This is a genomic window from Brucella lupini, from assembly GCF_002252535.1.
GTDB classification, from domain to species: Bacteria; Pseudomonadota; Alphaproteobacteria; order Rhizobiales; family Rhizobiaceae; genus Brucella; species Brucella anthropi.
Map to the genome: position 1 here is coordinate 114,485 of NZ_NNRN01000042.1, position 23,395 is coordinate 137,879.

Below are 23,395 nucleotides of genomic sequence, written 5' to 3' on the forward strand. Positions count from 1 at the left end.
CTTTGAAAGTCAACTATGAAACGCTGGTAAAGAAGTTTTACCAGTAAGACCATAAGCAATAGGTATGAAAGCCACAGCTTCCAAGCGAAAAATTTCGATCAAGGTTTTGCGACCAACAAAAGCTTGCTGTTTTTGTGCAAAAATGCTTGAGACGCGGCATTTCGCACCTGCCTCGTCCCGCTTTGCCGTTGCCGCATGACATTTGGTGTAAGGAATGGCAAATTCGCGTTGAGGTCGAATCAACTCCAAAGGAGAAACGAATGGCATTGGTTGCCAAGGGCCGGTCTTGGACGGCAGCAGCAGTTCTTGCAGTGGGCATGATGACGGGAACAGGCATTGCCGAGGCAGCCCAGTGCGGCAATAATGCCGCCGGTTATAATGCCTGGCTCCAGCAGACGATGAAGGAAGCCGCTTCGCGTGGCATTGGCAAGGCCGCGATCGGTGCGCTTGGCAATACCAAATACGCGCAGGCCACTATCAATGCCGACCGCAACCAGAAGAGCTTCAAGCTCTCCTTCGAACAGTTCATGCAGAAGCGCGGCGCTGATACCATCATCAAGCGCGGTCGCGCGCAGAAGCAGCAGAACGCTGCTCTCTTCGCTGCGATCGAAAAGCGTTATGGCGTTCCAGCCGGCCCGCTGCTCGCGATCTGGGGCATGGAAACAGGCTTCGGCGCCTATCTCGGCAAGCAGCATACGCTGTCGGCTGTCGCGACGCTCGCCTATGACTGCCGCCGCAGCGATTATTTCACCGACCAGCTCTATGCAGCGCTCAAGCTGATCGACCGTCAGGACCTCAATCCGAATGCGGTTGGCGCCATGCATGGTGAAATCGGCCAGACGCAGTTCCTGCCGGTCAACGTCCTGAAATACGGCGTCGACGGCGACGGCAGCGGCCATATCGACATGGCCCGCTCCAAGGCGGATGCTCTCTATTCGACCGCGAACTTCCTTGTCGGCCATGGCTGGCAGCGCGGTGCAGGCTATCAGCCGGGCGAACCGAACTACGGCGCGATCCAGGGCTGGAATGCTGCACAGGTTTACCAGCGCGCCATCGCCGTCATGGGCAAGGCCATCGACGGCAAGTAAGAACTGAAGGCTGAAATCGCAATTTCGCTCTGAAATTGCCGCAGAAAAGCCTCATGCTTCATAGAATAGCCCCAAAGTTTGGGGCTATTTTTGTATGTTTTGATGCGAATTTTCGCGTTTGGAAGACAAAAACGTCAATTTTGGCTGGCCAAAATATGGCAAAACGGCCCCTCTCGATCTGAGAGAAGCCGTTTCAGGAAGCGTTTTTTAAATCTGGATCAGGCCGGGTCTGGCCGTTTGAAATCACCCGTCTGGTGATCCATCACCCACAGCTCGCCGGTCGAGATATCGAACCATGCGCCGTGCAGAGTGAGCTTGCCCTTCTTCTCCAGAATATCGACGCAAGGGAATGTGCGCAGATTGTTGATGGAGTAGCGGATCGAGATGCGTTCCAGCGCGGTCTGGCGCTCGCTCTGCGTCATGAGCTGATTGCCACTGATGGCTTCGGCTGCAGGCGCGATCAGGCTCATCCATTTGCCGATGAAGTCACCCGGCGAAAGCGGTGCGCTTTCGGTGTCGAGCGCAGCCTTGATGCCGCCGCAACGGCCATGGCCCATGACGACGATATTCTTCACCTTGAGGCTCTGAACCGCAAATTCCAGTGCTGCCGAAGCAGCATGGTATTCGCCATCGGGCTCGTAAGGCGGAATGAGATTGGCAACATTGCGCAGGACGAAGATTTCGCCGGGCGCCGTGTTGAAGATGGTTTCGGGAGCCGCACGGGAGTCACAGCAAGCGATAACCAGCGTTTCCGGTGATTGTCCCTTGTCGGCCAAATGGCGATATCGTGAAGTTTCGTGGGCAAAATGCTCGCGCATGAAGGTTCGATAACCGGCGAGAAGTGAGTCTGGAAGATCAACCATATTTTTCCAATATCCCTATCGAAAACCGAGATCAATCGAAATGCACTGAACGGACTGCGTCCAATTGGACGCATGATCCCTTTCGCTTTCATGCAAGCTTCTCAAGCCCATATCGCCATGCGAAGACCGAAAGCGTCGCGTTCTTCATGGTCAGGATGCGGGTGCGCTTGACCGCGCGCGTGACGACCAGCCACGAGATACATGGCGCAGGCGTCAAGAAAGTCATCCTCCTTGGCACCGCGCGGGACGCGACCTTTCAAAAAATCCTCCGGCAATCCGCAGTGCTGCAACAAGGCCCGGCGCTCGGCCATTCCTTCCGGATTCACCCGGCTTTTGATCTTCTTCGGCAGGGACATGGCCTTCATGCCATTCAAAACCGCAAAAGCCAGTTCGGGATGCGATTCGATGATACGCTCGGCAAGCCGTAGATCGCAGCGCAAAAATTCATCGATCTCGCAGATCTTCGGGAAAAGCCCGAAAGCCTGCCGGGAAACCTTGCGTGGCGGGTCGGTGCGTTCCAGCGACAAAGAACAGCTCTCGCGATAATCTTCGGCATAGACAGCAGCACGCGGCGGAATGGAAAAAACACTCGATTGCCTTCCGGCAAGATGTGCTCGTGCGGCCCGCTCCGCCGAACGCCCGCCCTTTTCCGGCAGGCCGATCGGCATATCGACCGCAATGATCGCTTTGTCCGGAAGCGACGCCACCAGGGCGGAGAAACTGCCGAACACTTCCGCTCGCAAACCGCCGCCATCCCCGGTCACGGCGATCCAGCCGCGAGGACAGCCGTCAACACCAGCAAGCACTGGAGCCATAAGTGTCAAGCGCGGAACCCCTTGGTCGGATGCATCAGCCGCCGCGTCTGCACCATGGCCATCGGCGTGGCGAGGCTTGACGCATCGGCTTCCAGCATCAGCTCGTCCGCCCCGCGCTTTGCCGAACGCGCCATGATTTCGAACACTGCCGCAGTAGTGCTCTGCAACATCTTTTCCTCCGTCATGCCAGACAGGCGACGCGCCAGAAACACGGCAGAGGTCAGATCACCGAGACCGTTGGTCGGACCATCGACACGGCGATGTTCGGCCATCAGCGCCATGGTCGGCGTGAGCAGAATATTGCCGATGCTGCCGCTCATCAGCGGAAAGGCCGAGGTGACCAGCATGGTTGCCGGACCGGCTTCCAATGCAGCCTCCATCAAGGCGGAATTGTCTTCCAGCGGAACGCCGGTCAGCCATGAAAGCTCGAAACGATTGGGTGTTGCGATATCGGCAAGCGGCAGAAGCTTGTCGCGAATACCCATGGCAGTCGCTTCGGGGACATAAAGCCCCTTTTCATCGCCGATGACGGGATCGCACAGATAGACCGCCCCCGGATTCTTCGCCTTCACGGCTTTGACCAGTTCGGCAACGGCTGCCGCCTGCTCGGGATGGCCGAGATAGCCGGTCAGGACAGCACCCACCTCGCCAAGCCACGGTGCGCGCTGAAGATCCTGCATCAGGCGCGAAAACTCTTCCGCCGGTGGCACGATGCGTCCAGCAGGCCCATGACCCGGATGCCATGGCAGCACTACGGTCGGCACGGCCCATACGGGAAAACCCAGCGTTTCCAACGCGAAAACGGCGGCTCTATTGCCAACTGAACCGCGCACGACATGGCTTGAGATGACAATAACGGTTGTCGCATCCGAAGGCGCAGAAAGCGTCATTGAGTACCTAGCTTTGCATGAGATAGAGAATGAGCCAGACGATGATCGCCAGCGTGATGAGGAAGCCGAGCCCGCGCCCGATCCGCGTAGCCCAAAGCTCGATGGGATCATTTTCGGGGGCGTCAGTGGCAGCCAGATGATGCGCAGTGCGGGAAAATCCGCGCCGCACGATGCCTTCGGCACCGGTCTGCTCGCGTTCGAGTCTGTCGAGAATACGCCGGGCCTCTTCCTGACGCTCGCGTCCTGGCCCGCCGCCTTCCCCTATGCCCGCCTGCTGGCGCTCGCCCATGCTCTGCCTGCCCTTTGTAATGACCTAGTGCGGTGGATTTGAAGTTCCTGTCATTTGCATGGCATCATCGTCCAGGAACTTCAAATCCGTAAACCACACTAGATCCAATATGTTACTAGTGTGGCTTTGAATCCGAAATTCGTTCGCAACCCCGCCCCGGAGTGATACGAATTTCGGATTCGCCACACTAGTTTCCAACAGAAGAAACAGGCACAGCATCACGCTCAAGTCGCAGTTCTGCAAGCAGTTTATTGCAGTCTCATGCGAGCTTCACGATGAGCTTTCCGAAATTACCTCCTTCCAGCAGGGAAATGAAAGCTTTCGGCGCATTCTCCAGCCCATCGACAATGTCTTCGCGATAACGCACCTGACCGTCGGCAATCCACTTCACCATGTCATGGTAAAAAGCTGGCCTCTGATCGGCAAAATCGCGCTGGATAAAGCCGCGAATGGTCAGGCTTTTCGACAGAATATCCCGCATCACCAGCGGCAACCGGTCAGGTCCATCGAACGGGCCGCTCTGATTGTACTGCGCAATCAGGCCACAGACCGGAACCCGCGCAAACTGGTTCAGCAGCGGAAACACCGCGTCGAAGACCTTGCCGCCGACATTTTCGAAATAAACGTCGATGCCCTTCGGGCAGGCCTCAGCCAGCTCCTGTGCGAAATTCTTGCCGTGGTGATCGATAGCCACATCGAAACCGAATTCATCGATCAACGCCTTGCATTTATCCGCTCCGCCCGCAATGCCGACAGCGCGTGCGCCCTTCATCCGGGCAATCTGCCCGACGGCAGAACCGACCGGACCGGTTGCGGCCGCAACCACGACGGTCTCGCCCGGTTTCGGCTGGCCGATGGTGAGCAGGCCGGAATAGGCGGTAAAGCCCGGCATGCCAAGAACGCCAAGCGCCGTCGTTACAGGGGCTTCTTTCGGGTGGAGCTTGCGCAAGGTCGAGGCATCGGCAACCGCATAATCCTGCCAGCCGGAATGGGAAAGCACGAAATCACCCGGAGCAAAGCCTGCGCTCTTGCTTTCAACGACTTCGCCTACCGTGCCACCCTCCATCACATCGCCGATTGCCACCGGCGCGGCATAGGATTTGGCCGCGCTCATACGCCCACGCATATAAGGATCGAGCGACAGATAATGCAGTCTCAGGAGAACCTCACCGTCACCGGGGCTCGGGATCGCCGCTTCCTCCAGCCGGAAGTTTTCTGCGGTTGGCCGACCTTCCGGGCGCGATGCCAGCACGATACGGCGATTGATCTTTTCGCTCATGAACGGAACTCCTGACAGTAATGATCGGGCTTCGAGCTACATATTATTAGTTTAGGGCGATGATCGGAAAAGTTGAGCTTTTGCAATCAAAATCAAGCTATACATCCGTTGTGAACGCTTGGCTTGGAAAGCTGTTCCAAAGCTAGCGAATTTGCGCTGTGCATCACCCTCTTTGCAGCGGCCTTGCGCCTTGGGACAAACGACATGAATCAGGACAGACTTTTTCTCTTGAAACCGGGGTTTGAAGATCCGGCTTATCCCGGCCAGCTTTTCTATTGCTGGCATTGCGCCCTCATCGAGGGTGTTCTGGCTTCTTTTCCGGCACTGGGAGACAGGCTGCATATAGAGCGCGTGGACTGGCAGCGCCCGCGCAGGACCGTCATAGAGCTGGCAGGCGAAGACAACCAAAACCTGCCCTTGCTGGTACTGAAGGATGGCGACCGGTCCCCGTTCGAGACCGGGAGGCACGAAGGGCGTTCGCTGATCGGCGACCCGCACAAGATACTGGCCGTCCTTGCGGAGCGGCACGGCTTTCCGCTGCCGCATCCCTGAAAAACTGCCCTTTCGACAAGCTCAGGATAAGGTTGGGCAATAGCGAATTGCCATCACCTCGTCCTTCGAGACGGCGCTTCGCGCCTCCTCAGGATGAGGTGCCAGACGTCGCGCCTGCTCATCGTCAGATTGACGGATATTTGCACCATCTTTCGCGCCAAACGACCGATGGTACGGAGCCTCCCTCCGCTCAAAACGCAAACAAAAACCCCGCCACAAGGGCGGGGTTTCGCTTGGGGGACAGTAAGGTTGCCTGTCACCTCATCCTGAGGAGGCGCGAAGCGCCGTCTCAAAGGACGAGGTGACAAGCGCAATGCTTACTTCATCGTCGGGATGACTAATTCCGCACCATCCTTGACGCCATGCCGCGCGCCCGCAGCAAAGCGAGGACGCGCAAGCAAGAAAGCGTCTGGCGTTACTTCATGGTCGGGATGACGAACTCAGCTCCATCCTTAACACCAGACGGCCAGCGCGAGGTGACGGTCTTGGTCTTGGTGTAGAAGCGGAATGCATCCGGGCCGTGCTGGTTGAGATCGCCGAAGCCGGAAGCCTTCCAGCCACCGAAGGTGTAATAGGCGATCGGAACCGGGATCGGCACATTGATACCGACCATGCCGACCTGCACGCGGCTGGCGAAATCGCGGGCAGCATCACCATCACGGGTGAAGATCGCAACGCCGTTGCCATATTCATGATCGTTCGGCAGAGCCAGCGCTTCCTCGTAGTTCTTGGCGCGCACGACCGAGAGAACCGGACCGAAGATTTCTTCCTTGTAGATACGCATGTCCTTGGTCACGTTGTCGAACAGGCAACCACCCATGTAGAAGCCATCTTCATAGCCCTGCATCTTGAAGTTACGGCCATCGACGACCAGCTTCGCGCCTTCTTCAACACCAAGGTCCACATAACCGCGCACGCGGTCGAGCGCAGCCTTGGTGACCAGCGGGCCGTAATCGGCGGAATTGTCGGTGGAGGTGCCGATCTTCAGCGATTCAACACGGGGAATGAGCTTTTCCATCAGACGGTTGGCGGTGTCTTCACCGACCGGAACGGCAACCGAGATCGCCATGCAGCGTTCGCCAGCCGAACCGTAGCCAGCGCCGATCAGCGCATCGACGGTCTGGTCCATGTCGGCATCCGGCATGATGAGGAGATGGTTCTTCGCACCGCCGAAGCACTGCACGCGCTTGCCGTTCGAGCAGCCGCGGCCATAGATGTACTGGGCAATCGGCGTGGAGCCGACAAAGCCGATGGCCTGGACGTCCGGATCGTCGAGCAGCGCATCGACCGATTCCTTGTCGCCGTTGACGACGTTGAAAATGCCTGCCGGAAGACCGGCTTCCATGAACAGTTCGGCAAGGCGCATCGGTACGCCCGGATCACGTTCGGATGGCTTCAGGATGAAGGCATTGCCGCAAGCAATCGCCGGACCGGCCTTCCAGAGCGGGATCATGGCCGGAAAGTTGAATGGCGTGATGCCAGCAACAACGCCGAGCGGCTGGCGCATGGAGTAAGTGTCGATGCCCGTACCGGCATTGTCGGTGAACTCGCCCTTGAGCATGTGCGCCGCACCGAGGCAGACTTCCACCACTTCGAGGCCGCGCTGGATGTCGCCCTTGGCGTCGGCAATGGTCTTGCCATGTTCGCGGGCCAGCAATTCGGCCAGGCTGTCATATTCGGCTTCGACCAGTTCGACGAACTTGCGCAGGATGCGAACGCGACGCTGCGGGTTGGTCGCAGCCCAGGCTGGCTGCGCGGCCTTGGCGTTTTCGACAGCCGCGCGCACTTCTTCCTTGGTGGCGAGTGCTACCTTGCCCTGCACCGAGCCGTCGAGCGGCTGGAAGACGTCTGCCGTGCGACCGCTCTTGCCTGCCACATGCTTGCCGCCGATGAAATGTCCGATATTGCGCATCGAAGAACCTCCCTGATGATCGCTTTGAGGAGCCTGCAAAGCTCCCATCGTTGACATCATCTTGACTCTGCAAATTCATGATTGCAAGGCGATGAAAAGCGTATCCGTTGTGCAAATTTTATAGTAATCAGAATACATCCTTATGCAGAGAGCATCATGAACTGGGACGATATTCGCATATTCCTCGCTGTTGCGCGCTCTGGCCAGATTCTGGGTGCGGCCAAAAGGCTCGGCCTCAACCACACCACGGTTGCCCGACGGCTCACTGCGCTTGAAACGGCGCTGTCCACCACGCTTCTGACACGCCGCACCAACGGTTCGACGCTGACACAGGCGGGCGAGGAGTTTCTGCTCGCCGCCGAACGCATGGAAGCCGAAATGCTTTCCGCCCGCTCGCATGTCGGCAATGCGGATATTGCCGTGTCGGGCACAGTGCGTATCGGCGCGCCGGACGGGTTCGGGGTCAACTTTCTGGCGCCCCGGTTGGCGCGGCTGACACAGAAATATCCGGACCTGACCATCCAGCTCGTGCCGGTGCCGCGCTCGTTCTCACTGTCGCGCCGTGAAGCCGATATCGCGATTACGGTCGAACGTCCGGAACAAGGCAGGCTGATCGCGCGCAGGCTCGTCGATTATACGCTCGGTCTCTATGCGCATCGCAGCTATCTAGAGGCGAACGGCACGCCGGAAAACACCGATGATCTCGCCCGGCACCGGCTCATCGGCTATGTGGAGGATCTCGTCATCAACCCGTCGCTGGCCTATGCGCCGGAAATCAGCCGCGACTGGAAACCGGCCTTCGAAGTGTCGAGCGCGCTTGGACAGGTTGAGGCCGTGCGCGCCGGTGCAGGCATCGGCATATTGCACGCCTTCATCGCCCGCGCCGATCCTGATCTCGTGCCCATTCTGCCGGATCGGGTAATCCGGCGCGCCTACTGGCTCGCCTATCATGAATCTGCCCGCACATTGCGGCGCGTCACCGCCATATCGGCACTGATTTCCGAACTGGTGGAAAGCGAGAAATCGCTGTTCAGTTAAGCATGATCCCGAAAAGTGGAAGCCGGTTTTCGGATCAGATCATGCTAAATCATTTGAGCCGCATATAGGCGACCATGACGCCGACAATCATCGCAGCCGGAACGAACAAGGCGTCGAGGCCGATGAAATAGTGACCGAGACCGCCGCCGACAGCGCCCAGCATCAGGGACAGCCAGACCGCCACATGCTGCAGCCAGCGCCATTTCGGCGTTTCACCGCGCAGCGAACAGGCAAGATCGGCTGCAGCGTTGAAAAGCGTACCGGTCACATAGGTCACGCCGAGACGCGCAGCCCCGATGGGCTGCACTGCAGCATTCTGCGCACCCATGGCTGCGGCAAGCAGCAGCACCGGCTGGACCAGCAATGCACCCTCGCGCCGCAGCACGCCGACCAGCAGCAGGATCGCCACCACGCTTGCCATCACATAAAGACTGCCCGCACGACCGTATGAACGCACCGCAAGCGTGCCGAAGAAGGCGCCGGAAAAGAACAGCACGATCAGGATCGCGGGAAACCAGACCAGCACAGTGCCCTGCACGCCGGGCTGTCCCGCCAGCGCGACACCCAGCTGCGTGGTATTGCCGCTCATGAAGGATGCAAAGAAACCGCCCAGCTGCAGGAAGGCAATCGCATCGACGAAACCAGCCGATGCAGTCAGAACCAGACCGAGCGAAAGTTTGGAATTCGGTGTCATGGGATTGAACTTCGGAATGAAGAAACCCGGCTTGCGGGAAGCCGGGCCTGTTCAGAAGAATATTTACAAGTCAGGCGCGTTTGACGATGCGCAGGATAATCAGGAGGATGGCCGCGCCGATAAAGGCGTTGATGATTGAGGCGACAATCCCTCCGCCAACGGAAAATCCGAGACGCGGCAGCAACCAGCCTGCAAAGAATGCGCCGATCACGCCGACGATGATATTGCCGATCAGGCCGAAACCACCACCCTGCACGACCTTGCCAGCCAGCCAGCCGGCGATCAGACCTACGAAAAGAAATACGAGAAGACTTCCAACATCCATGCGTTTTTCTCCCTCTCAAAACGCAACCGTTCGGTGCGCCTGAAGCGAGTTGACTATATGTTGGGCGGCGGCACAAGGGGGCGGAAGCTCCTCCCCCTGTTAAATCAGGCTACCAGATGCCTGAAAGCCGCGACGACTTCCTCGTAAACCTTGCGCTTGAAGGGAACGATCAGTTCCGGCAGCTTGACCATCGGTTTCCATTCCCAGCGGTCGAACTCGGCAGTGTGTCCGCCGGGCGGCGGGTTGATGGCGATTTCACTCTCGTCGCCTTCAAAACGATAGGCAAACCACTTCTGCGTCTGGCCGCGATACTTGCCCTTGAGCGCCTGGCCGACCAGATGCGGCGGCAGGTCGTAATTGATCCAGTCCGACGCTTCTTCGAGCAGCGATACCGACTTCATGCCGGTTTCCTCGTAAAGTTCGCGGATAGCTGCCTCGAGCGGCTCCTCGCCCTTGTCGATACCGCCCTGCGGCATCTGCCAGAGCTGGGTCGCGCCATCCATCTCGTCGCCCGGAATGACGATACGACGGCCAGCCCAGACCAGACCGGCCTTGTTCAGCACCATGAGCCCGACACAGGGACGGTAAGGCAAGCTTTCGGGATCGACGGGACCTTTGTGCTTCGACATGACATTCTCCATGATATGCAAACTTATAGCATTTCCAGCAAAAGTGCGAAGCGGTTTTGTGCAGGATAATGCGTAAAAACAAAGAGATAGAGTATTTCCAACGATTCAGTTCAAACTGGAAATACTCTACTGCCGTTCGGGGTCGCGGACCAGTGCCGAGACCGGCACGATTTCAATGCCGCGTTTCTTGACCTCATTGGCCCATTCGGCAACTGCATCGACGGTCACCGCAAAGGCCGAGCCGGTGCCGATGGCGCTGCCATTGGCACGCGCAGTCCGCTCCAGTTCATCGAGACGATCAAGGATCGCGCCGCGCTCCTGCGCCGCATCGATCAGAATATCCGCCGCCGCGAAAGGCACCGCATCGCTTCCTGCAATCCGGTCAGCCTGACTGCGCGCCGAGGTGCCGTCATCGAGATAATACAGGCCGCGCTTTCCAATCTCGCCCAGCACCGGCGAAAAGGCTTCGGTCTCGGATGTAAAACGCGCGCCCATATAATTCATCACACCGGCATAATTGGTCATCCGCGACAGCGCCCACAGCAAGAAAGCCTGGTTCTTGCTGGCACCATCATCCACCGTCAGCGTATTGCGACCGGGATTAATGCGCGGATAGTCGAAAGGCTCCATCGGCAATTGCAGCACAAGTTCATGACCGTTTTGCCGGGCTGCCTGCATCCAGCGCTGCAAACTGTTGCCCTGCGGCGCAAATCCGAGCGTGACTTCCGGCGGAAGCTTGTCGACCGCCTCCATGCTGCCGGTCTGCGACAGCCCAAGACCGCCGATGACGATGGCAATCCGCGCGCCCCGCGCGCCGGACCATCCGGCTGCATAGGCATCCATGGGGCGCAGACCGTCTGCACCACGCACCGGAAGCGGGCCGGTGGGGCTTTGCTCGACCAGCGCCTGTTCCGGCAGATGGGCAACACGCTTATCCTGCCCGGATTGATGCTTGTTCTGCACCACGACCACATTACCCTCCGCCATACCGGTGGCGGCACCTGGCATACCGGGCGGCATATCCGGCGTGACCTTGATGATGGCAGGCCCCGGCTGACCGCTTGCCCCGCGCAGCGCACTGCCGGGCGGCGGCGTATTACCGGTTACGGGCTTCGCTTCAGTCTTGTTGGCGACTGGCGCTTCGATCTGCGTCGGGTCCACGGCGGCGGTTTCGGTTTTGCGAAAAGCTGCCTGATTGTTCTGCCAGATGGCGAATACCGCGCCCCCGGCAAGGCAAAGCCCGCCTAAAATGACAAGGCCTGTCATGAACGAACGAAAAGCGCGGGAGCGTGAGCCCCCGCGCTTTTGCGGTTTCTTATCCAGTCCTAACGGGCTGTTCAGATCCAGCATGGAGCGATCAGTTCAACACACCCTTCTTCGGATCCGGCGGGAATGCGGCATTGGCCACCTCACCACGCAGGAGCTTGAAGGCTTCGTTGAGCTGGATGTCGTCCTTCGGATCAGCCGGGACATAAGCCGACGAACCAGAGCCATTGTCATCCTCGGCATTGCCCTTGATGTGGCCCTTGAGTTCGGATTCGCCGCGAACGACGTCCTCACCCTTCAGTTCCGGCGGCAAAGGCTGGTCGACCTTGATGTCGGGTGTGATGCCCTTGCCCTGGATCGACTTGCCCGACGGCGTATAATAAAGCGCCGTCGTCAGACGCAGAGAACCGTTTTCGCCAAGCGGGATGATGGTCTGCACCGAACCCTTGCCGAAGGACTGCGTGCCGAGCACCGTGGCGCGGCGATGATCCTGCAATGCACCGGCAACGATTTCCGACGCACTGGCCGAACCGCCATTGATGAGAACGATAACCGGCTTGCCGTCAGTCAGGTCGCCCTTGCGTGCATCGAAGCGCGTCACATCCTGCGGATCGCGACCACGGGTCGAGACGACTTCACCCTTGTCGAGGAAGGCGTCGGAAACAGCCACAGCCTGATCGAGCAGACCGCCCGGATTGAGGCGAAGATCCAGCACGAAGCCCTTGAGCTTTTCGGCCGGAATCTTGTCCTGAATATCCTTGATCGCCTTCTTGAGGTCTTCGGATGTCTGTTCGGTGAACGAGATGACGCGCAGATAGCCGATATCGTTCTCGACGCGATAGCGAACGGCCTTCACCTTGATGACAGCGCGTGCGATCTTCAGCGTGATCGGCTTGTCGACGCCCTGGCGCTGGATCGTCAGCTCGATAGACGAACCGATTTCACCGCGCATCTTGTCGACCGCATCGGTCAGCGAAAGACCGCGAACTTCCTGCCCGTCAATCTTGGTGATGAGATCGCCTGCCAGCACACCGGCCTTGGAAGCGGGCGTATCGTCAATCGGCGCGATGACCTTCACGAGATCGTTGTCCATCGTCACTTCGATGCCAAGACCGCCAAACTCACCCTTGGTCTGCACGCGCATGTCCTGCGCGGCTTCCGGGTTGAGATAGGAGGAATGGGGATCGAGCGAGGTCAACATGCCGTTGATCGCGCTTTCGGTCAGCTTCTTGTCGTCCGGCGGCGTCACATATTGCGCGCGCACCCGTTCGAAAATATCACCAAAAAGGGCCAGTTCCTTGTAGACATCGCTATCTTTCCCTGCCGCAAAAGCAGTGGAAGCCGGCGCGCCCTGGACCATCACCATGGCTGACGCCCCCAGAAGGGCCCCGGCGAACAGCAGCGATAGTTTACGTATCATTTTCACGTCCTTCCAGAAAGCCGTTCGGTCCACCAAGGGGCGGGATCGACGGGTTTTCCATCCTTTCGAAATTCAATGTAAAGCAATGGCGCACCATTGCCCACCTCTATCGGTGCAACACTTGCCAGAAGTTTTTCTCCCATCGCGCCGACCGGCTCTCCCGCAAGTACAAACTGGCCTTGCGATACGTCGATTCGACCCATGCCAGCCATGACGACATGATATCCATTGCCCGCGTCGAGTATCAAGAGCTGCCCGTAAGAACGGAATGTGCCTGCGTAAAGTATCACGCCATCGGAAGGTGACGTAATCGTGGCAGAAGGCAAGGTTTCAACGACCTGCCCCATCATGCTGCCGCCGACACCGTCCTTCTCGCCGAAGCGACGCATCGTCTTGCCAGCTGCAGGCAAAGCGAGCTTGCCTTGTAGCGAAGCAAAATCAATCTGGGCTCGCAGATGATTGTCGTTCGGCGTTGCTTCTCCGGCCTTTTCCCTTGCTGCGGCAAGGCGATCCGCCTCGGCCTTGCGAGCGGATTCGGCTGCATCGCGCACGCCCGCCATCTGCTTGTCGAGCCCGTCGATAAGGTCTTTCAGGCTGCCTGCCTTGGCCGCCAATTCTTCCGAACGCTGGCGCTGCGCATCGATTTCCTGTTCCGATTGCGACTGCAATTTCTTCTTCTCCTCAAGAAGAAGTGATTGCCGTTTCTGCTCTTCGGCCTGAACCGTGCGCGTCGCCTTCAGCTTTTCCTGCTCCTGCCGGATGGAGGCAGTGACCCGCTGCATATCCTTCAGGTCGCCCGTCAGCTCTTCCACCTGCTCACGCATTTCAGGCACGACAGCGCCAAGAAGCACGGCGCTGCGCACTGAAGCCAGAGCATCGTCGGGCCGCACCAGAATGGCAGGCGGCGGGTTCAGCCCCATGCGCTGCAATGCGGCCAGCACCTCCGCCAGAACGCCGCGCCGTGCGCGCAGCGACGAGCGAATGCCATCTTCCTGCTCGCGCAGCGCGGTAAGCTTGTCGGCAATATCGGCAATATCCTGCTGCAGCTTCTTATCGGTCTTGGCCGACTGGATCAGTGCTGCGGTAATGGTGGTCTGGTCCTTCTTGAGCCCGGCCACCTCGTCTTCAAGCTGTTTCAGCTTGTCGCCGGTGACGGTGAGTTCGCTGCTGAGCTTTTCATATTCGCTCGCCGCCTGATCACGCTGCTGCTGCAAGGCTTCCTGCGCAAGAACCGACGGCGCGCAGACGAACAAGCCAGCCAAAACGAGGCCAGCCTGCGTGAAAGCAAGCAATCGTGGTCTTTTGAAAAGGCGTTCAGGACTCATGCGTGTTCTATCAGGACGAAACAAGGCCAAATTCAGAGCCGAAACTAGACTGAACCCGTTAACGAACCATCAACCATAAATACCGCCGCTAACGGATCGCTGGTTAAACCGGCCTTCGCACGATAAACCGGTCGTCATGAATGCAAAAGCACTGAAAACGATGACGGAGGATTGGCGCGAAGGGCGCGGCTATGTCCATACCTATATTTGCGAGCATATCATGGCGGCAAAGCGTTCCGACCGCGCCTTCATCGTTGAAACTCTTGCTAAGGCCGGTCTGGAGATCACACGGCAAGCAGCAGATGGCCTTACCGTTCTCATTCCCGAAAGCGGTAAGAGTTTCACGCTAAGGGGCGCAGTCTACAACCAGCCCCCATATCAGGACCTGTGATACGGATGCCCGGCCAGAATGGTGGCGGCGCGATAAAGCTGCTCGGCAATCAGGATGCGGGCGATCTGGTGCGGCCACGTCAATTCGCCCAGCGCCAGAACGAGGTCGGCGCGTGATCGCAATGCCGGATCGTGACCGTCCGGCCCACCAATGGCGACGATGAGATGACGCTTGCCATCGTCCCGCATCCGCCCGATGCGATCCGCAAAAGCTTCCGATCCGAGCGCCTTGCCGCGCTCGTCGAGAAGGATCAAGGCAGCTCCGTTATCGAGAGCTTCATGGATGCGCTGGGCTTCTTCGGCCTTGCGCAACTCTGCCGTCTGGCCCCGGCTTTCGGGAATTTCGCTCACACCGGCGAATTCAAGCCCCAATGGCGGTCCAGCTTTCGAAAATCGGTCGAAATAACGCTCGACCAACTCCCGTTCGGGGCCGGCTTTCATCCGGCCCACGGCAAAAACACTCACACGCATGACGCTCTCAATTCATCGAACTAAAGCGTTTCACGCTTTAATCTTCTTTTTTCGCGCATGTTTTATCCCAAAACCGTTCCCACTTTTGGAAAGTACGATGCGTAGATTCTATAGTTTAGAGCGACCTTTGTGCGTCCTTAAGGACGCACGGCGCTCTAATGCACCAATCCCGGCGCACGTTCGGTGTCGAACGCGTCGAAACCCTCGTCGAGCCAGATCTTCTCGAGATTGTAGAAGTCACGGACTTCCGGTCGGAAGACATGGACGATAATGTCGCCGGTGTCGATGAGAACCCAGTCGCCACTCTCGAGACCTTCGACCCGTATATCCTTGCAGCCTGCTTCACGCAGAGCCTGCAGGAGATGGTCGGCAACCGCCGTCACATGACGATGCGAACGGCCCGACGCGACGATCATATAATCGCCGATCGTTGATCTTCCGCGAATGTCGATGGGGATGATGGATTCTGCCTTGGAGTTTTCGAGACTGGCCAAGGCCGCGTCGAAGGTCTGGGACACGAGATTGGACTCGTCCATCCTGACCGTTGAAGGCGCGTGATGAGCCTTCTTCTCAATTGCTGTTCTCAGTGTATTCCCTTTCTCAGCAGAACAACGCCGTGTGGCAGTTATAAGCACCACACTCCCTAAAATAGGCAGAGTCCCTGTTTTGTTTCAAGACTATCGGCTTTTCCAAACCGTTCACTTTTTCAGTTTATTCGCCCGTTTTGCATATATCTTGTCGAAATCGTCATGAAAGCATCAAGATCATGTACGGGATTTGCGGATCGCGCTGGATGAGAGCGACGAACGCGGTCCATGGATGAAGGTCCAGGCCGGAGGTGTGCGACGCGCCAGCATCGGCGCATATTGTTCATCGACGCGACTGTCGGAGAATGTCTGCGCCATGCGTGACGACAGATAGGCCAGCGTCGAACCCGGCCGGTCGATAACCGCAATCGGAAAATTCTGCGCAATCTCGCGCCAGCGCTGCCAGCGATGGAAGGAGGCGAGATTATCCGCCCCCATCACCCAGACAAAATGGACGCCGGGATTGGCATCGCGGATGAGCGCCAGTGTATCCGCCGTATAACGCACGTTGAAGGCTGCCTCGAGCGCCGTCACCTTGATGCGCGGATCGGATGCAATTTCCTCGCTCAGTTTCAATCGATCGGCAAGCGGCGCCAGTTCGCGACTGTCCTTCAGCGGATTGCCGGGCGTCACCATCCACCAGAGCTGGTCGAGCTTGAGCCGCCGGATTGCGATTTCCGCCACCAGCGCGTGCCCGCCATGCGGCGGGTTGAACGAGCCGCCGAACAGCCCGACCGCCATGCCCTTCTCGACATAAGGCATGCGCAGATAATGCGCATCGACACCAGGATATTGCGCCTTCAATGCGGAAAGCCCGAAGCCGAATTTCATTCGAACCTAACCACGGATCTGACCGTCACCGCGAACGCGATATTTGAACGAGGTCAGCTGCTCCACGCCGACCGGTCCACGCGCATGCATCTTGCCGGTGGCAATGCCGATTTCCGCGCCCATGCCGAACTCGCCGCCATCGGCAAATTGCGTCGAGGCATTGTGCAGGAGAATGGCGGAGTCGATCTCGTTGAAGAAGCGCGCAACCGCTGCCGCATCCTCAGCCACGACAGCTTCCGTATGGTGCGAGGAATAGCGGTTGATGTGCTCAATGGCGCCCGAAATACCGTCAACCAGCGCAACGGAAATGATCGCGTCGAGATATTCGGTCGACCAGTCCTCTTCGGTTGCAGGCTTTGCTGCCGGATAGAGCGCCAGCACGTCCGCACTCCCGCGAATTTCACAACTCTTGGCAGCCAAGTCTTCAAGGATCGGCACCAGATGCATCGCAGCTGCGGCACGATCGACCAGAAGCGTTTCCGCCGCGCCGCAAATGCCGGTGCGCCGCATCTTGGCATCGACCGCAATCTTGCGGGCCATGTCGAGATCGGCGGACTTGTCGATATAAAGATGGCAAATGCCTTCCAGATGCGCGAAGACCGGCACCCGCGCTTCCGACTGAACGCGCGCAACAAGGCTTTTTCCACCACGCGGCACGATCACATCAATCGCACCGTCCAGACCTTTCAGCATTTCACCAACAGCGGCCCGGTCGGTCACTGGCACGATCTGGATCGCATCGGCTGGCAGGCCGGCTGCTTCGAGCCCCCTGACCAGTGCTTTATGAATGGCAGCCGACGAATGCGCCGAATCCGAACCGCCACGCAGGATAACGGCATTGCCTGCCTTGAGGCACAGCGCACCGGCATCCGCAGTCACATTGGGGCGGCTTTCATAAATGACGCCGATCACACCGAGCGGCGTGCGCACGCGTTCGATATGGAGCCCGTTCGGACGATCCCATTCGGCAATCACTTCGCCCACCGGATCAGGCAGGGCTGCGATAGCGCGAATACCGTCAGCGATGGCACTGATCCGGCCGTCATCGAGCGTCAGCCGGTCAACGAAAGAGGCTGCCATGCCGTTCTTTTCCGCATTGGCCAGATCAAGCTTGTTGGCTTCAAGAATATCGCCACGCGCTTCAAGCATCGCATCGGCGGCAGCAATCAGCGCCCTGTTCTTCTGTTCAGTGGTAGCGATGGAAAGAGGGGCTGCGGCAGCGCGCGCCTTGCGGCCCACTTCCGCCATGACTGCAGCAATATCGTTTACCGTTTCTGCCTTGGTCAGCATCCCATCTCCCCTATGCGACTTCTGCATTGCTGGCAGCACGCACAACCAGATCGTTGCGATGGATCATCGCCGCGCGAGCATCATAGCCAAGAATTTCACTGATCTCATCGCTTTTATGCCCTGCGATCTTGCGCGCATCCTCGGCATCATAAGCGATCAGTCCGCGCGCGATTTCGCGTCCGTCCTCGTTGATCACCGCAACCGTATCGCCGCGCTCGAACTGGCCGTCGATTTCCCTGACGCCTGCGGGCAAAAGCGACTTGCCGGATTTCAGTGCCCTGGCTGCACCGGCATCCACCGTCAAACGGCCAGCCGGTTCAAGATTGCCGGAAATCCAGGTTTTCCAGGCATTGACCGGCGCACGCGCCGGTTCAAACAGTGTCGCGCGTTCACCGCGATCGATTGCTGAAAGCGGGCCGAAACGCGTGCCCGATGTGATGATCATCGCGGTCCCTGCCGCATTGGCGATCTTGCCCGCGTCGAGCTTCGTCTTCATGCCGCCGCGCGACAGTTCCGACGCCGCCGCTCCCGCCATGGCCTCGATCTGCGGGGTGATGGTTTCGACCAGCGGCAGAAAGTCGGCGTCCGGGTTCTTGTGGGGCGGGGCCGTATAAAGCCCGTCAATATCCGACAGCAGGACAAGCAGGTCCGCGCCCATCATGGTCGCCACACGTGCGGCCAGACGATCATTGTCACCATAACGGATTTCGGTGGTTGCCACCGTATCGTTCTCGTTGATGACCGGCACGGCCTTCAGCTTCAACAGCGTCTCGATGGTCGCGCGCGCGTTGAGATAGCGGCGGCGCTCCTCGGTGTCGGACAGCGTGACGAGAATCTGGCCTGAACGGATGGAATGACCGCCAAGCACATCGGCATAGGCCTTGGCGAGCGCGATCTGGCCTGCGGCGGCGGCCGCCTGACTTTCCTCAAGCTTCAGCGCCTTCTTCGGCAGCCCCAGAACGGTGCGTCCAAGTGCAATAGCACCGGAAGAAACCACCAGCACTTCGACACCTGCATGATGCAGAGCGGCAATGTCCTGCCCGAGGCTTTCCAGCCAGTCCCGCTTGAGACCGGCTGCTCGATCCACCAGAAGAGCGGACCCGATTTTAACAACGATGCGGCGATAGTTTTTCAGTTGCTTCAGCATGCTTTCATTCCCCCTCGCCGCATCCAAAGCGCATCCCGAAAAGTGTGAAACGGTTTTCGGACAAGATGCGCGCCCAAATAAAATCCGACGCTTATTCTTCGGCTTCCGCCGTACCGGCCTCTGCGGCGCGGCTCTGGTCGATGACACTTGCGAGCTGGCGCAGAGCATCGTTCAGACCTTCATGGCTGACGGCTGAAAGCAGCAGCGGGTCGCGCCCACATGCCTTTTTCAGCGCCTTGACCTTGGCCTTGCGCGCTTCAGGATCGAGCGTATCGATCTGCGACAGCGCAACGATTTCCGGCTTGTCGGCAAGCCCGTGTTCATAGGCCTCAAGCTCACCACGAATGACCTGATAGGCCTTGGCGACATCTTCTTCCTGCGCCGAAACCAGATGCAGCAGAACGCGCGTGCGCTCGACATGGCCGAGGAAACGGTCGCCAAGACCGACGCCTTCACTCGCACCTTCGATCAAGCCCGGAATATCGGCGATGACGAATTCGCGGCCATCCACGCGGGCGACGCCCAGATTGGGATGCAGCGTGGTGAATGGATAGTCGGCAATCTTCGGCTTGGCAGCTGTCACACTTGCAAGGAAGGTGGATTTTCCGGCATTGGGCAGACCGACGAGACCAGCATCGGCGATCAGTTTCAGGCGCAGCCAGATGGTGCGCTCGATGCCTTCCTGTCCGGGATTGGCGCGGCGCGGCGCGCGATTGGTCGAGGTCGTGAAATGCAGATTGCCGAAGCCGCCATTGCCGCCCTTGGCCAGCCGGTAGCGCTGGCCGATTTCGGTGATATCGCAGATCAGCGTTTCGTCGTCTTCCTCGAAGATCTGCGTGCCGACCGGCACCTTGAGAATAACGTCGTCGCCCTTGCCGCCGGTCATATTGCGGCCCATGCCATGCATGCCGGTCTTGGCCCGGAAATGCTGCTGATAGCGATAATCGATCAGCGTGTTGAGACCATTTACAGCCTCGACCCAGACATCGCCGCCGCGTCCACCATCACCGCCATCGGGACCGCCGAATTCGAGAAATTTCTCGCGGCGGAACGAAACCGCCCCCGCACCGCCATTGCCGGAGCGGATGTAGATCTTTGCCTGATCGAGAAACTTCATCTGAACGTAACCTTCTTGGATGCCCGCACTCTGGCGGGCTTTTGGGCGGCAGACGCCCTGAATATTGTTACATGTGGGCCTGTGCCCGCATGTGGTGTGTTGCAATTACAGCAAAAGCGGCCTCCTGCAAACAGTCGAGGAGGCCAGATTTCATCCGAGTTTGTCTTTCCAGACCGGATCGGTGAAATCGATATAGATCAATTCCTGATCCAGATACTGGCCCTGCACGTAAAGTGACTTGGGTTCGACACCGAAAGTCTTGAAACCGAGCGCATAATAGACGCGCTTGGCGGCTTCATTCGTGGCTACCACCTTGGCATCCAGAACGACGACCTGCTTTGCGGCATGGTCGATGACCTTGCTGACGAGGGCCTTGCCCAAGTCCAGCCCGCGCGCTTCGGGGGCCACATAGACACCCCAGAGCGTGCCGCGATGGCGCTCGGACTTGCGGTCGTGGCGGAAAAGGCCAGCCGTTCCCAGCAGGTTTTCACCGTCGAAGGCACCGAAAACCACATTACCGTCCACCTGCTCCAGACGACGTGCGAACACGCTGTCCGAATAGGCATTCTCTTCTTCGAAACTCGAACCGAAGGCCATTGGCGCACGCTGCAAAGCGCTTAATCTTATGGCTCGATAGCGATGCAGATCGCCCTTTTCGAGCGCACACACCACGATCTTCTCGCGTGCGATTGCATGAGTATCCATCATTTCATTCCCCGTTATTATTGGTCCTGCGGCCTATAAGGTTTGGCACGCAGGACCTTTTGTTTACGATTGCCAGCTTCTCAGCCCGATCCAGGTGCGACGATCAAGGACATAGCGCTCGACCGGCACATTGCCTGCGGCAAGCGAATCCGCCATGCCCATGCTGCTGAACTGGAACCCGCACTTGTGGATCACCCGGCGGGAGCCGCCATTGCTGGCCCGGCACGAGACATGCAGCCGCTCGATGGCAGTTGCACGGAAAGCCAGATCGATCAGGGCGTGAGCGGCTTCAGTGGCAAAGCCGTGCCCCCAATAGGGCTCACCCAGCCAGTAGCCGATTTCCAGCCCTTCGCCATGCTTATGCGCATGAATGCCGCAGCAGCCCATAAAGATGCCGGTTTCCGCTTGCGTGATGGCGTAGATGCAATTGCCCATCTCGCCTTTTCGCACGCGCTCGACAAAATCGACCGCATTTTCACGCGTGTATGGATGCGGCATGCGGGCAAGCATACCGGAGACGCGGGCGTTATTGGCAAGATAGGAAATCGCATCCACGTCTTCGACATGCGGCGGGCGCAGGACCAGCCTTTCAGTGACGAGGACAGGACAGTCTAGTTCATAAGCCAGATCGGGGCTCAGATCATCAGCCAGACTGGTCGCCAAGCCGGTCGCCTGGCCGGGCGACAGATCGGTGTAACTGTCTCTTCTTTCGCTACTGCTTGCGTCGTAACAATCTTCTTCCAGAACTTCGACAACCATTTTTCGTTCCTCCAGATGCAAAAAGGGAAGATGGTGGCCCCATCTTCCCTTCGATCTTTTGGCTAGGCTGCCATTTGCACCGGGTCCGATGGGACGCCGGTGCTTTAGAGAGTGCCCGGCTTACTCTGCTGCTTCCGCGATCGGGTCTACCGATACGTACGTGCGGCCATTGGCTTTCGTACGGAAAGATACAGAACCGTTCGTGGTTGCAAAAATCGTGTGGTCCTTGCCGAGGCCAACATTGGCGCCCGGATGCCACTTCGTGCCGCGTTGACGCACGATGATGTTGCCGGCGAGCACAGCTTCGCCGCCGAACTTCTTCACGCCAAGGCGTTTGGATTCTGAATCGCGACCGTTACGCGAGGAACCGCCAGCTTTTTTGTGTGCCATTGGTGTTCTCCTTTAATCTCTCTACTTACTCAGCCGACTCGGCCTTGGCTGCTGCCTTCTTAGGCGCTGCCTTCGGAGCCTTCTTCTCGGCGGCCTTCTTGGAAGGCTTTGCGCCGTCGGTGAGGATCTCCGAGATACGGATGGTCGTCAGTTCCTGACGATGACCGCGGGTGCGCTTCGAATTCTGACGACGACGCTTCTTGAACGCGATGACCTTGCGGGCACGGCCCTGTTCGACGACTTCGGCGGTGACAATAGCACCGGCGACGGTCGGGGCGCCAATGGTCGAGCCGACCATCAGAACTTCTGCGAATTCTACGATGTCACCGGCTTCGCCAGCAACTTTTTCGACCTTGATGAGGTCGTTTGCGGCAACGCGATACTGCTTGCCACCGGTCTTGATGACTGCGAACATTTGTTGTCCTTTCGGTTGTTCGGTCCGGCTCTCATTTCCACGACATTGGCGTCGAAGTGATGGGCCGTCTTTTTATCAGTCGGTTGATGAGCGGGCTTTTGGCCCCTGATCGCAGCCCGGAAAAGTCCGAAATCTGCAATCAAAACAATAGGCGCGGACTACCCCACGCCTAAGGTCTGGTGCTTATAGGTGTGAAGCGGCAGAAAAGTCAACAATTTTCACAACGGAATGCAAATTAGGTCTTGTCTAATTGCCTCTGGCTCGTTAATGAGCCGCTACACACTTAGCATTCGCTTTAGATGCTTTTCAACGGCGCGATTTTTATAGATCGTTTTACCGTAGTGCACAATGCGGAGAGGTGGCTGAGTGGTCGAAAGTACCGCACTCGAAATGCGGCGTGGGGGTAACTCCACCGTGGGTTCGAATCCCACCCTCTCCGCCATATCACTTCAAGGTTGTGTGTCTTCCTGACAGGTATTCTCGGGCTTGCAGACCAGTCCAGCCTGCGCCAGCAGACCAGCCACGCCATCACGTGCGCCCAGCCCCTCGGGATCGCACAGATATTCCATGTGATCATTCAAATATCCGGCCATAGGCGCACGCCAGTCAGGCGAGGTTTCGATCATCTGTTCAGATGTATAAAGCAGATATTCGACATATGCCCCATAGGCCGTGAGCTGCGTCGTGCCTCTCAGCGCACAATAATCGGCCTGGGCCAGCTCGGGCTTTTGCACCGTCAGATTCAGAAACTCGCGATATATTTCGCGCGCTGTCTGGTCGCGCTGAATGAGATCGGCCTGACCGACCTGATAGGGAATGATAACCAGCGCCGAGAGCGCGGCAAAGGCTGTAGCAATCCCGCCCAGAGCGGTTAACGGTTCAGTATTACGCCGCAACCAGTTCCACAT

General features: G+C 58.4%; 28 protein-coding genes and 1 tRNA gene. 5 read left to right on the forward strand and 24 right to left on the reverse strand.

Features of this window, described 5'->3' with window-relative positions:
- Nucleotides 1-9: 9 nt before the first annotated feature.
- On the reverse strand, nucleotides 10-267 hold the full coding sequence (locus CES86_RS27495) for a hypothetical protein (protein WP_167387107.1): 258 nt from the start codon (nucleotides 265-267) through the stop codon (nucleotides 10-12).
- Here CES86_RS27495 and CES86_RS09365 point away from each other — a divergent pair.
- Nucleotides 261-1,088 (forward strand): lytic murein transglycosylase, encoded by an 828-nt coding sequence (locus CES86_RS09365; protein WP_010661496.1) that lies wholly within the window; start codon nucleotides 261-263, stop codon nucleotides 1,086-1,088. The genes CES86_RS27495 and CES86_RS09365 overlap by 7 nt on opposite strands.
- Before the next feature lie 218 nt (nucleotides 1,089-1,306).
- Here CES86_RS09365 and CES86_RS09370 read toward each other — a convergent pair whose 3' ends face one another.
- The 5 genes from CES86_RS09370 to CES86_RS09395 form a co-directional block, all read right to left on the reverse strand.
- Nucleotides 1,307-1,951, reverse strand: a complete 645-nt coding sequence (locus CES86_RS09370) for a carbonic anhydrase (protein ID WP_012091238.1) — start codon at nucleotides 1,949-1,951, stop codon at nucleotides 1,307-1,309.
- 101 nt (nucleotides 1,952-2,052) lie between these two features.
- Entirely contained in the window at nucleotides 2,053-2,766 is a 714-nt protein-coding gene (locus tag CES86_RS09375) for a DUF429 domain-containing protein (protein WP_094514236.1), read from the reverse strand.
- A 5-nt stretch (nucleotides 2,767-2,771) separates the two neighbouring features.
- Entirely contained in the window at nucleotides 2,772-3,656 is an 885-nt protein-coding gene (gene pdxY / locus CES86_RS09380) for a pyridoxal kinase PdxY (RefSeq protein ID WP_094514237.1), read from the reverse strand.
- A gap of 7 nt (nucleotides 3,657-3,663) precedes the next feature.
- Nucleotides 3,664-3,945 (reverse strand): hypothetical protein, encoded by a 282-nt coding sequence (locus CES86_RS09385; RefSeq protein WP_010661500.1) that lies wholly within the window; start codon nucleotides 3,943-3,945, stop codon nucleotides 3,664-3,666.
- A gap of 259 nt (nucleotides 3,946-4,204) precedes the next feature.
- Nucleotides 4,205-5,224: an NADP-dependent oxidoreductase gene (locus CES86_RS09395; RefSeq protein WP_094514240.1), complete on the reverse strand. Its 1,020-nt coding sequence runs from the start codon at nucleotides 5,222-5,224 to the stop codon at nucleotides 4,205-4,207.
- Nucleotides 5,225-5,428: 204 nt separating this feature from the next.
- On the opposite strand from CES86_RS09395, the gene CES86_RS09400 reads away from it, so the two are divergent.
- Nucleotides 5,429-5,776 carry a DUF3088 domain-containing protein gene (locus tag CES86_RS09400; protein WP_094514263.1) on the forward strand — a complete coding sequence of 116 codons (348 nt, stop codon included), beginning with the start codon at nucleotides 5,429-5,431 and terminating at the stop codon, nucleotides 5,774-5,776.
- A 415-nt stretch (nucleotides 5,777-6,191) separates the two neighbouring features.
- On the opposite strand, the gene CES86_RS09405 is transcribed toward CES86_RS09400, so the two are convergent.
- Nucleotides 6,192-7,688, reverse strand: coding sequence for a CoA-acylating methylmalonate-semialdehyde dehydrogenase (locus tag CES86_RS09405; protein WP_010661503.1), 1,497 nt, complete (start codon nucleotides 7,686-7,688; stop codon nucleotides 6,192-6,194).
- Between the two features lie 156 nt (nucleotides 7,689-7,844).
- On the opposite strand from CES86_RS09405, the gene CES86_RS09410 reads away from it, so the two are divergent.
- Nucleotides 7,845-8,726 (forward strand): LysR family transcriptional regulator, encoded by an 882-nt coding sequence (locus CES86_RS09410; protein ID WP_010661504.1) that lies wholly within the window; start codon nucleotides 7,845-7,847, stop codon nucleotides 8,724-8,726.
- Between the two features lie 49 nt (nucleotides 8,727-8,775).
- Here CES86_RS09410 and CES86_RS09415 read toward each other — a convergent pair whose 3' ends face one another.
- The 6 genes from CES86_RS09415 to CES86_RS09440 form a co-directional block, all read right to left on the reverse strand.
- Nucleotides 8,776-9,420, reverse strand: a complete 645-nt coding sequence (locus tag CES86_RS09415) for a YoaK family protein (RefSeq protein WP_012091233.1) — start codon at nucleotides 9,418-9,420, stop codon at nucleotides 8,776-8,778.
- A 70-nt stretch (nucleotides 9,421-9,490) separates the two neighbouring features.
- Nucleotides 9,491-9,745, reverse strand: coding sequence for a GlsB/YeaQ/YmgE family stress response membrane protein (locus CES86_RS09420; RefSeq protein WP_010661506.1), 255 nt, complete (start codon nucleotides 9,743-9,745; stop codon nucleotides 9,491-9,493).
- 104 nt (nucleotides 9,746-9,849) lie between these two features.
- Nucleotides 9,850-10,374 carry an RNA pyrophosphohydrolase gene (locus tag CES86_RS09425; protein WP_012091231.1) on the reverse strand — a complete coding sequence of 175 codons (525 nt, stop codon included), beginning with the start codon at nucleotides 10,372-10,374 and terminating at the stop codon, nucleotides 9,850-9,852.
- 126 nt (nucleotides 10,375-10,500) lie between these two features.
- Nucleotides 10,501-11,724, reverse strand: a complete 1,224-nt coding sequence (locus CES86_RS09430; protein ID WP_094514241.1) for a divergent polysaccharide deacetylase family protein — start codon at nucleotides 11,722-11,724, stop codon at nucleotides 10,501-10,503.
- Nucleotides 11,725-11,731: 7 nt separating this feature from the next.
- The gene (locus CES86_RS09435; protein ID WP_010661509.1) at nucleotides 11,732-13,060 is read right to left on the reverse strand and encodes a S41 family peptidase; all 1,329 of its coding nucleotides are present in this window, start codon (nucleotides 13,058-13,060) and stop codon (nucleotides 11,732-11,734) included.
- A 2-nt stretch (nucleotides 13,061-13,062) separates the two neighbouring features.
- Complete coding sequence (locus CES86_RS09440) at nucleotides 13,063-14,385, reverse strand: murein hydrolase activator EnvC family protein (protein ID WP_094514243.1); 1,323 nt, start codon at nucleotides 14,383-14,385, stop codon at nucleotides 13,063-13,065.
- A gap of 136 nt (nucleotides 14,386-14,521) precedes the next feature.
- Here CES86_RS09440 and CES86_RS09445 point away from each other — a divergent pair, with 136 nt between their 5' ends.
- Complete coding sequence (locus CES86_RS09445) at nucleotides 14,522-14,776, forward strand: hypothetical protein (protein ID WP_012091228.1); 255 nt, start codon at nucleotides 14,522-14,524, stop codon at nucleotides 14,774-14,776.
- Here CES86_RS09445 and rlmH read toward each other — a convergent pair.
- From rlmH to rplU, 10 genes are all read right to left on the reverse strand, one after another.
- On the reverse strand, nucleotides 14,764-15,246 hold the full coding sequence (gene rlmH / locus CES86_RS09450; RefSeq protein ID WP_071634112.1) for a 23S rRNA (pseudouridine(1915)-N(3))-methyltransferase RlmH: 483 nt from the start codon (nucleotides 15,244-15,246) through the stop codon (nucleotides 14,764-14,766). The two genes, CES86_RS09445 and rlmH, sit on opposite strands and share 13 nt — an antisense overlap.
- 155 nt (nucleotides 15,247-15,401) lie before the next feature.
- Nucleotides 15,402-15,782, reverse strand: a complete 381-nt coding sequence (gene rsfS / locus CES86_RS09455) for a ribosome silencing factor (RefSeq protein ID WP_010661513.1) — start codon at nucleotides 15,780-15,782, stop codon at nucleotides 15,402-15,404.
- 228 nt (nucleotides 15,783-16,010) lie between these two features.
- A complete protein-coding gene (locus CES86_RS09460; RefSeq protein ID WP_012091225.1) occupies nucleotides 16,011-16,664 on the reverse strand; it encodes a nicotinate-nucleotide adenylyltransferase in 654 nt (217 codons plus the stop codon).
- Between the two features lie 6 nt (nucleotides 16,665-16,670).
- A complete protein-coding gene (locus CES86_RS09465) occupies nucleotides 16,671-17,954 on the reverse strand; it encodes a glutamate-5-semialdehyde dehydrogenase (protein WP_094514244.1) in 1,284 nt (427 codons plus the stop codon).
- 10 nt (nucleotides 17,955-17,964) lie between these two features.
- Nucleotides 17,965-19,101 (reverse strand): glutamate 5-kinase, encoded by a 1,137-nt coding sequence (proB, locus tag CES86_RS09470; protein WP_094514245.1) that lies wholly within the window; start codon nucleotides 19,099-19,101, stop codon nucleotides 17,965-17,967.
- Between the two features lie 91 nt (nucleotides 19,102-19,192).
- Nucleotides 19,193-20,218 (reverse strand): GTPase ObgE, encoded by a 1,026-nt coding sequence (gene obgE / locus CES86_RS09475; RefSeq protein WP_012091222.1) that lies wholly within the window; start codon nucleotides 20,216-20,218, stop codon nucleotides 19,193-19,195.
- A gap of 150 nt (nucleotides 20,219-20,368) precedes the next feature.
- A complete protein-coding gene (locus CES86_RS09480) occupies nucleotides 20,369-20,926 on the reverse strand; it encodes a GNAT family N-acetyltransferase (protein ID WP_094514246.1) in 558 nt (185 codons plus the stop codon).
- Nucleotides 20,927-20,986: 60 nt separating this feature from the next.
- The gene (locus CES86_RS09485; protein ID WP_094514248.1) at nucleotides 20,987-21,682 is read right to left on the reverse strand and encodes a GNAT family N-acetyltransferase; all 696 of its coding nucleotides are present in this window, start codon (nucleotides 21,680-21,682) and stop codon (nucleotides 20,987-20,989) included.
- 120 nt (nucleotides 21,683-21,802) lie between these two features.
- Nucleotides 21,803-22,072, reverse strand: a complete 270-nt coding sequence (gene rpmA / locus CES86_RS09490) for a 50S ribosomal protein L27 (RefSeq protein ID WP_010661520.1) — start codon at nucleotides 22,070-22,072, stop codon at nucleotides 21,803-21,805.
- Between the two features lie 25 nt (nucleotides 22,073-22,097).
- The gene (rplU, locus tag CES86_RS09495; protein WP_010661521.1) at nucleotides 22,098-22,487 is read right to left on the reverse strand and encodes a 50S ribosomal protein L21; all 390 of its coding nucleotides are present in this window, start codon (nucleotides 22,485-22,487) and stop codon (nucleotides 22,098-22,100) included.
- Nucleotides 22,488-22,839: 352 nt separating this feature from the next.
- Between rplU and CES86_RS09500 the strand changes: the two genes are divergently transcribed.
- Nucleotides 22,840-22,929 (forward strand) — tRNA-Ser (locus tag CES86_RS09500).
- A gap of 7 nt (nucleotides 22,930-22,936) precedes the next feature.
- Here the strand turns inward: CES86_RS09500 and CES86_RS09505 are convergent.
- Complete coding sequence (locus CES86_RS09505; protein ID WP_012091219.1) at nucleotides 22,937-23,395, reverse strand: hypothetical protein; 459 nt, start codon at nucleotides 23,393-23,395, stop codon at nucleotides 22,937-22,939.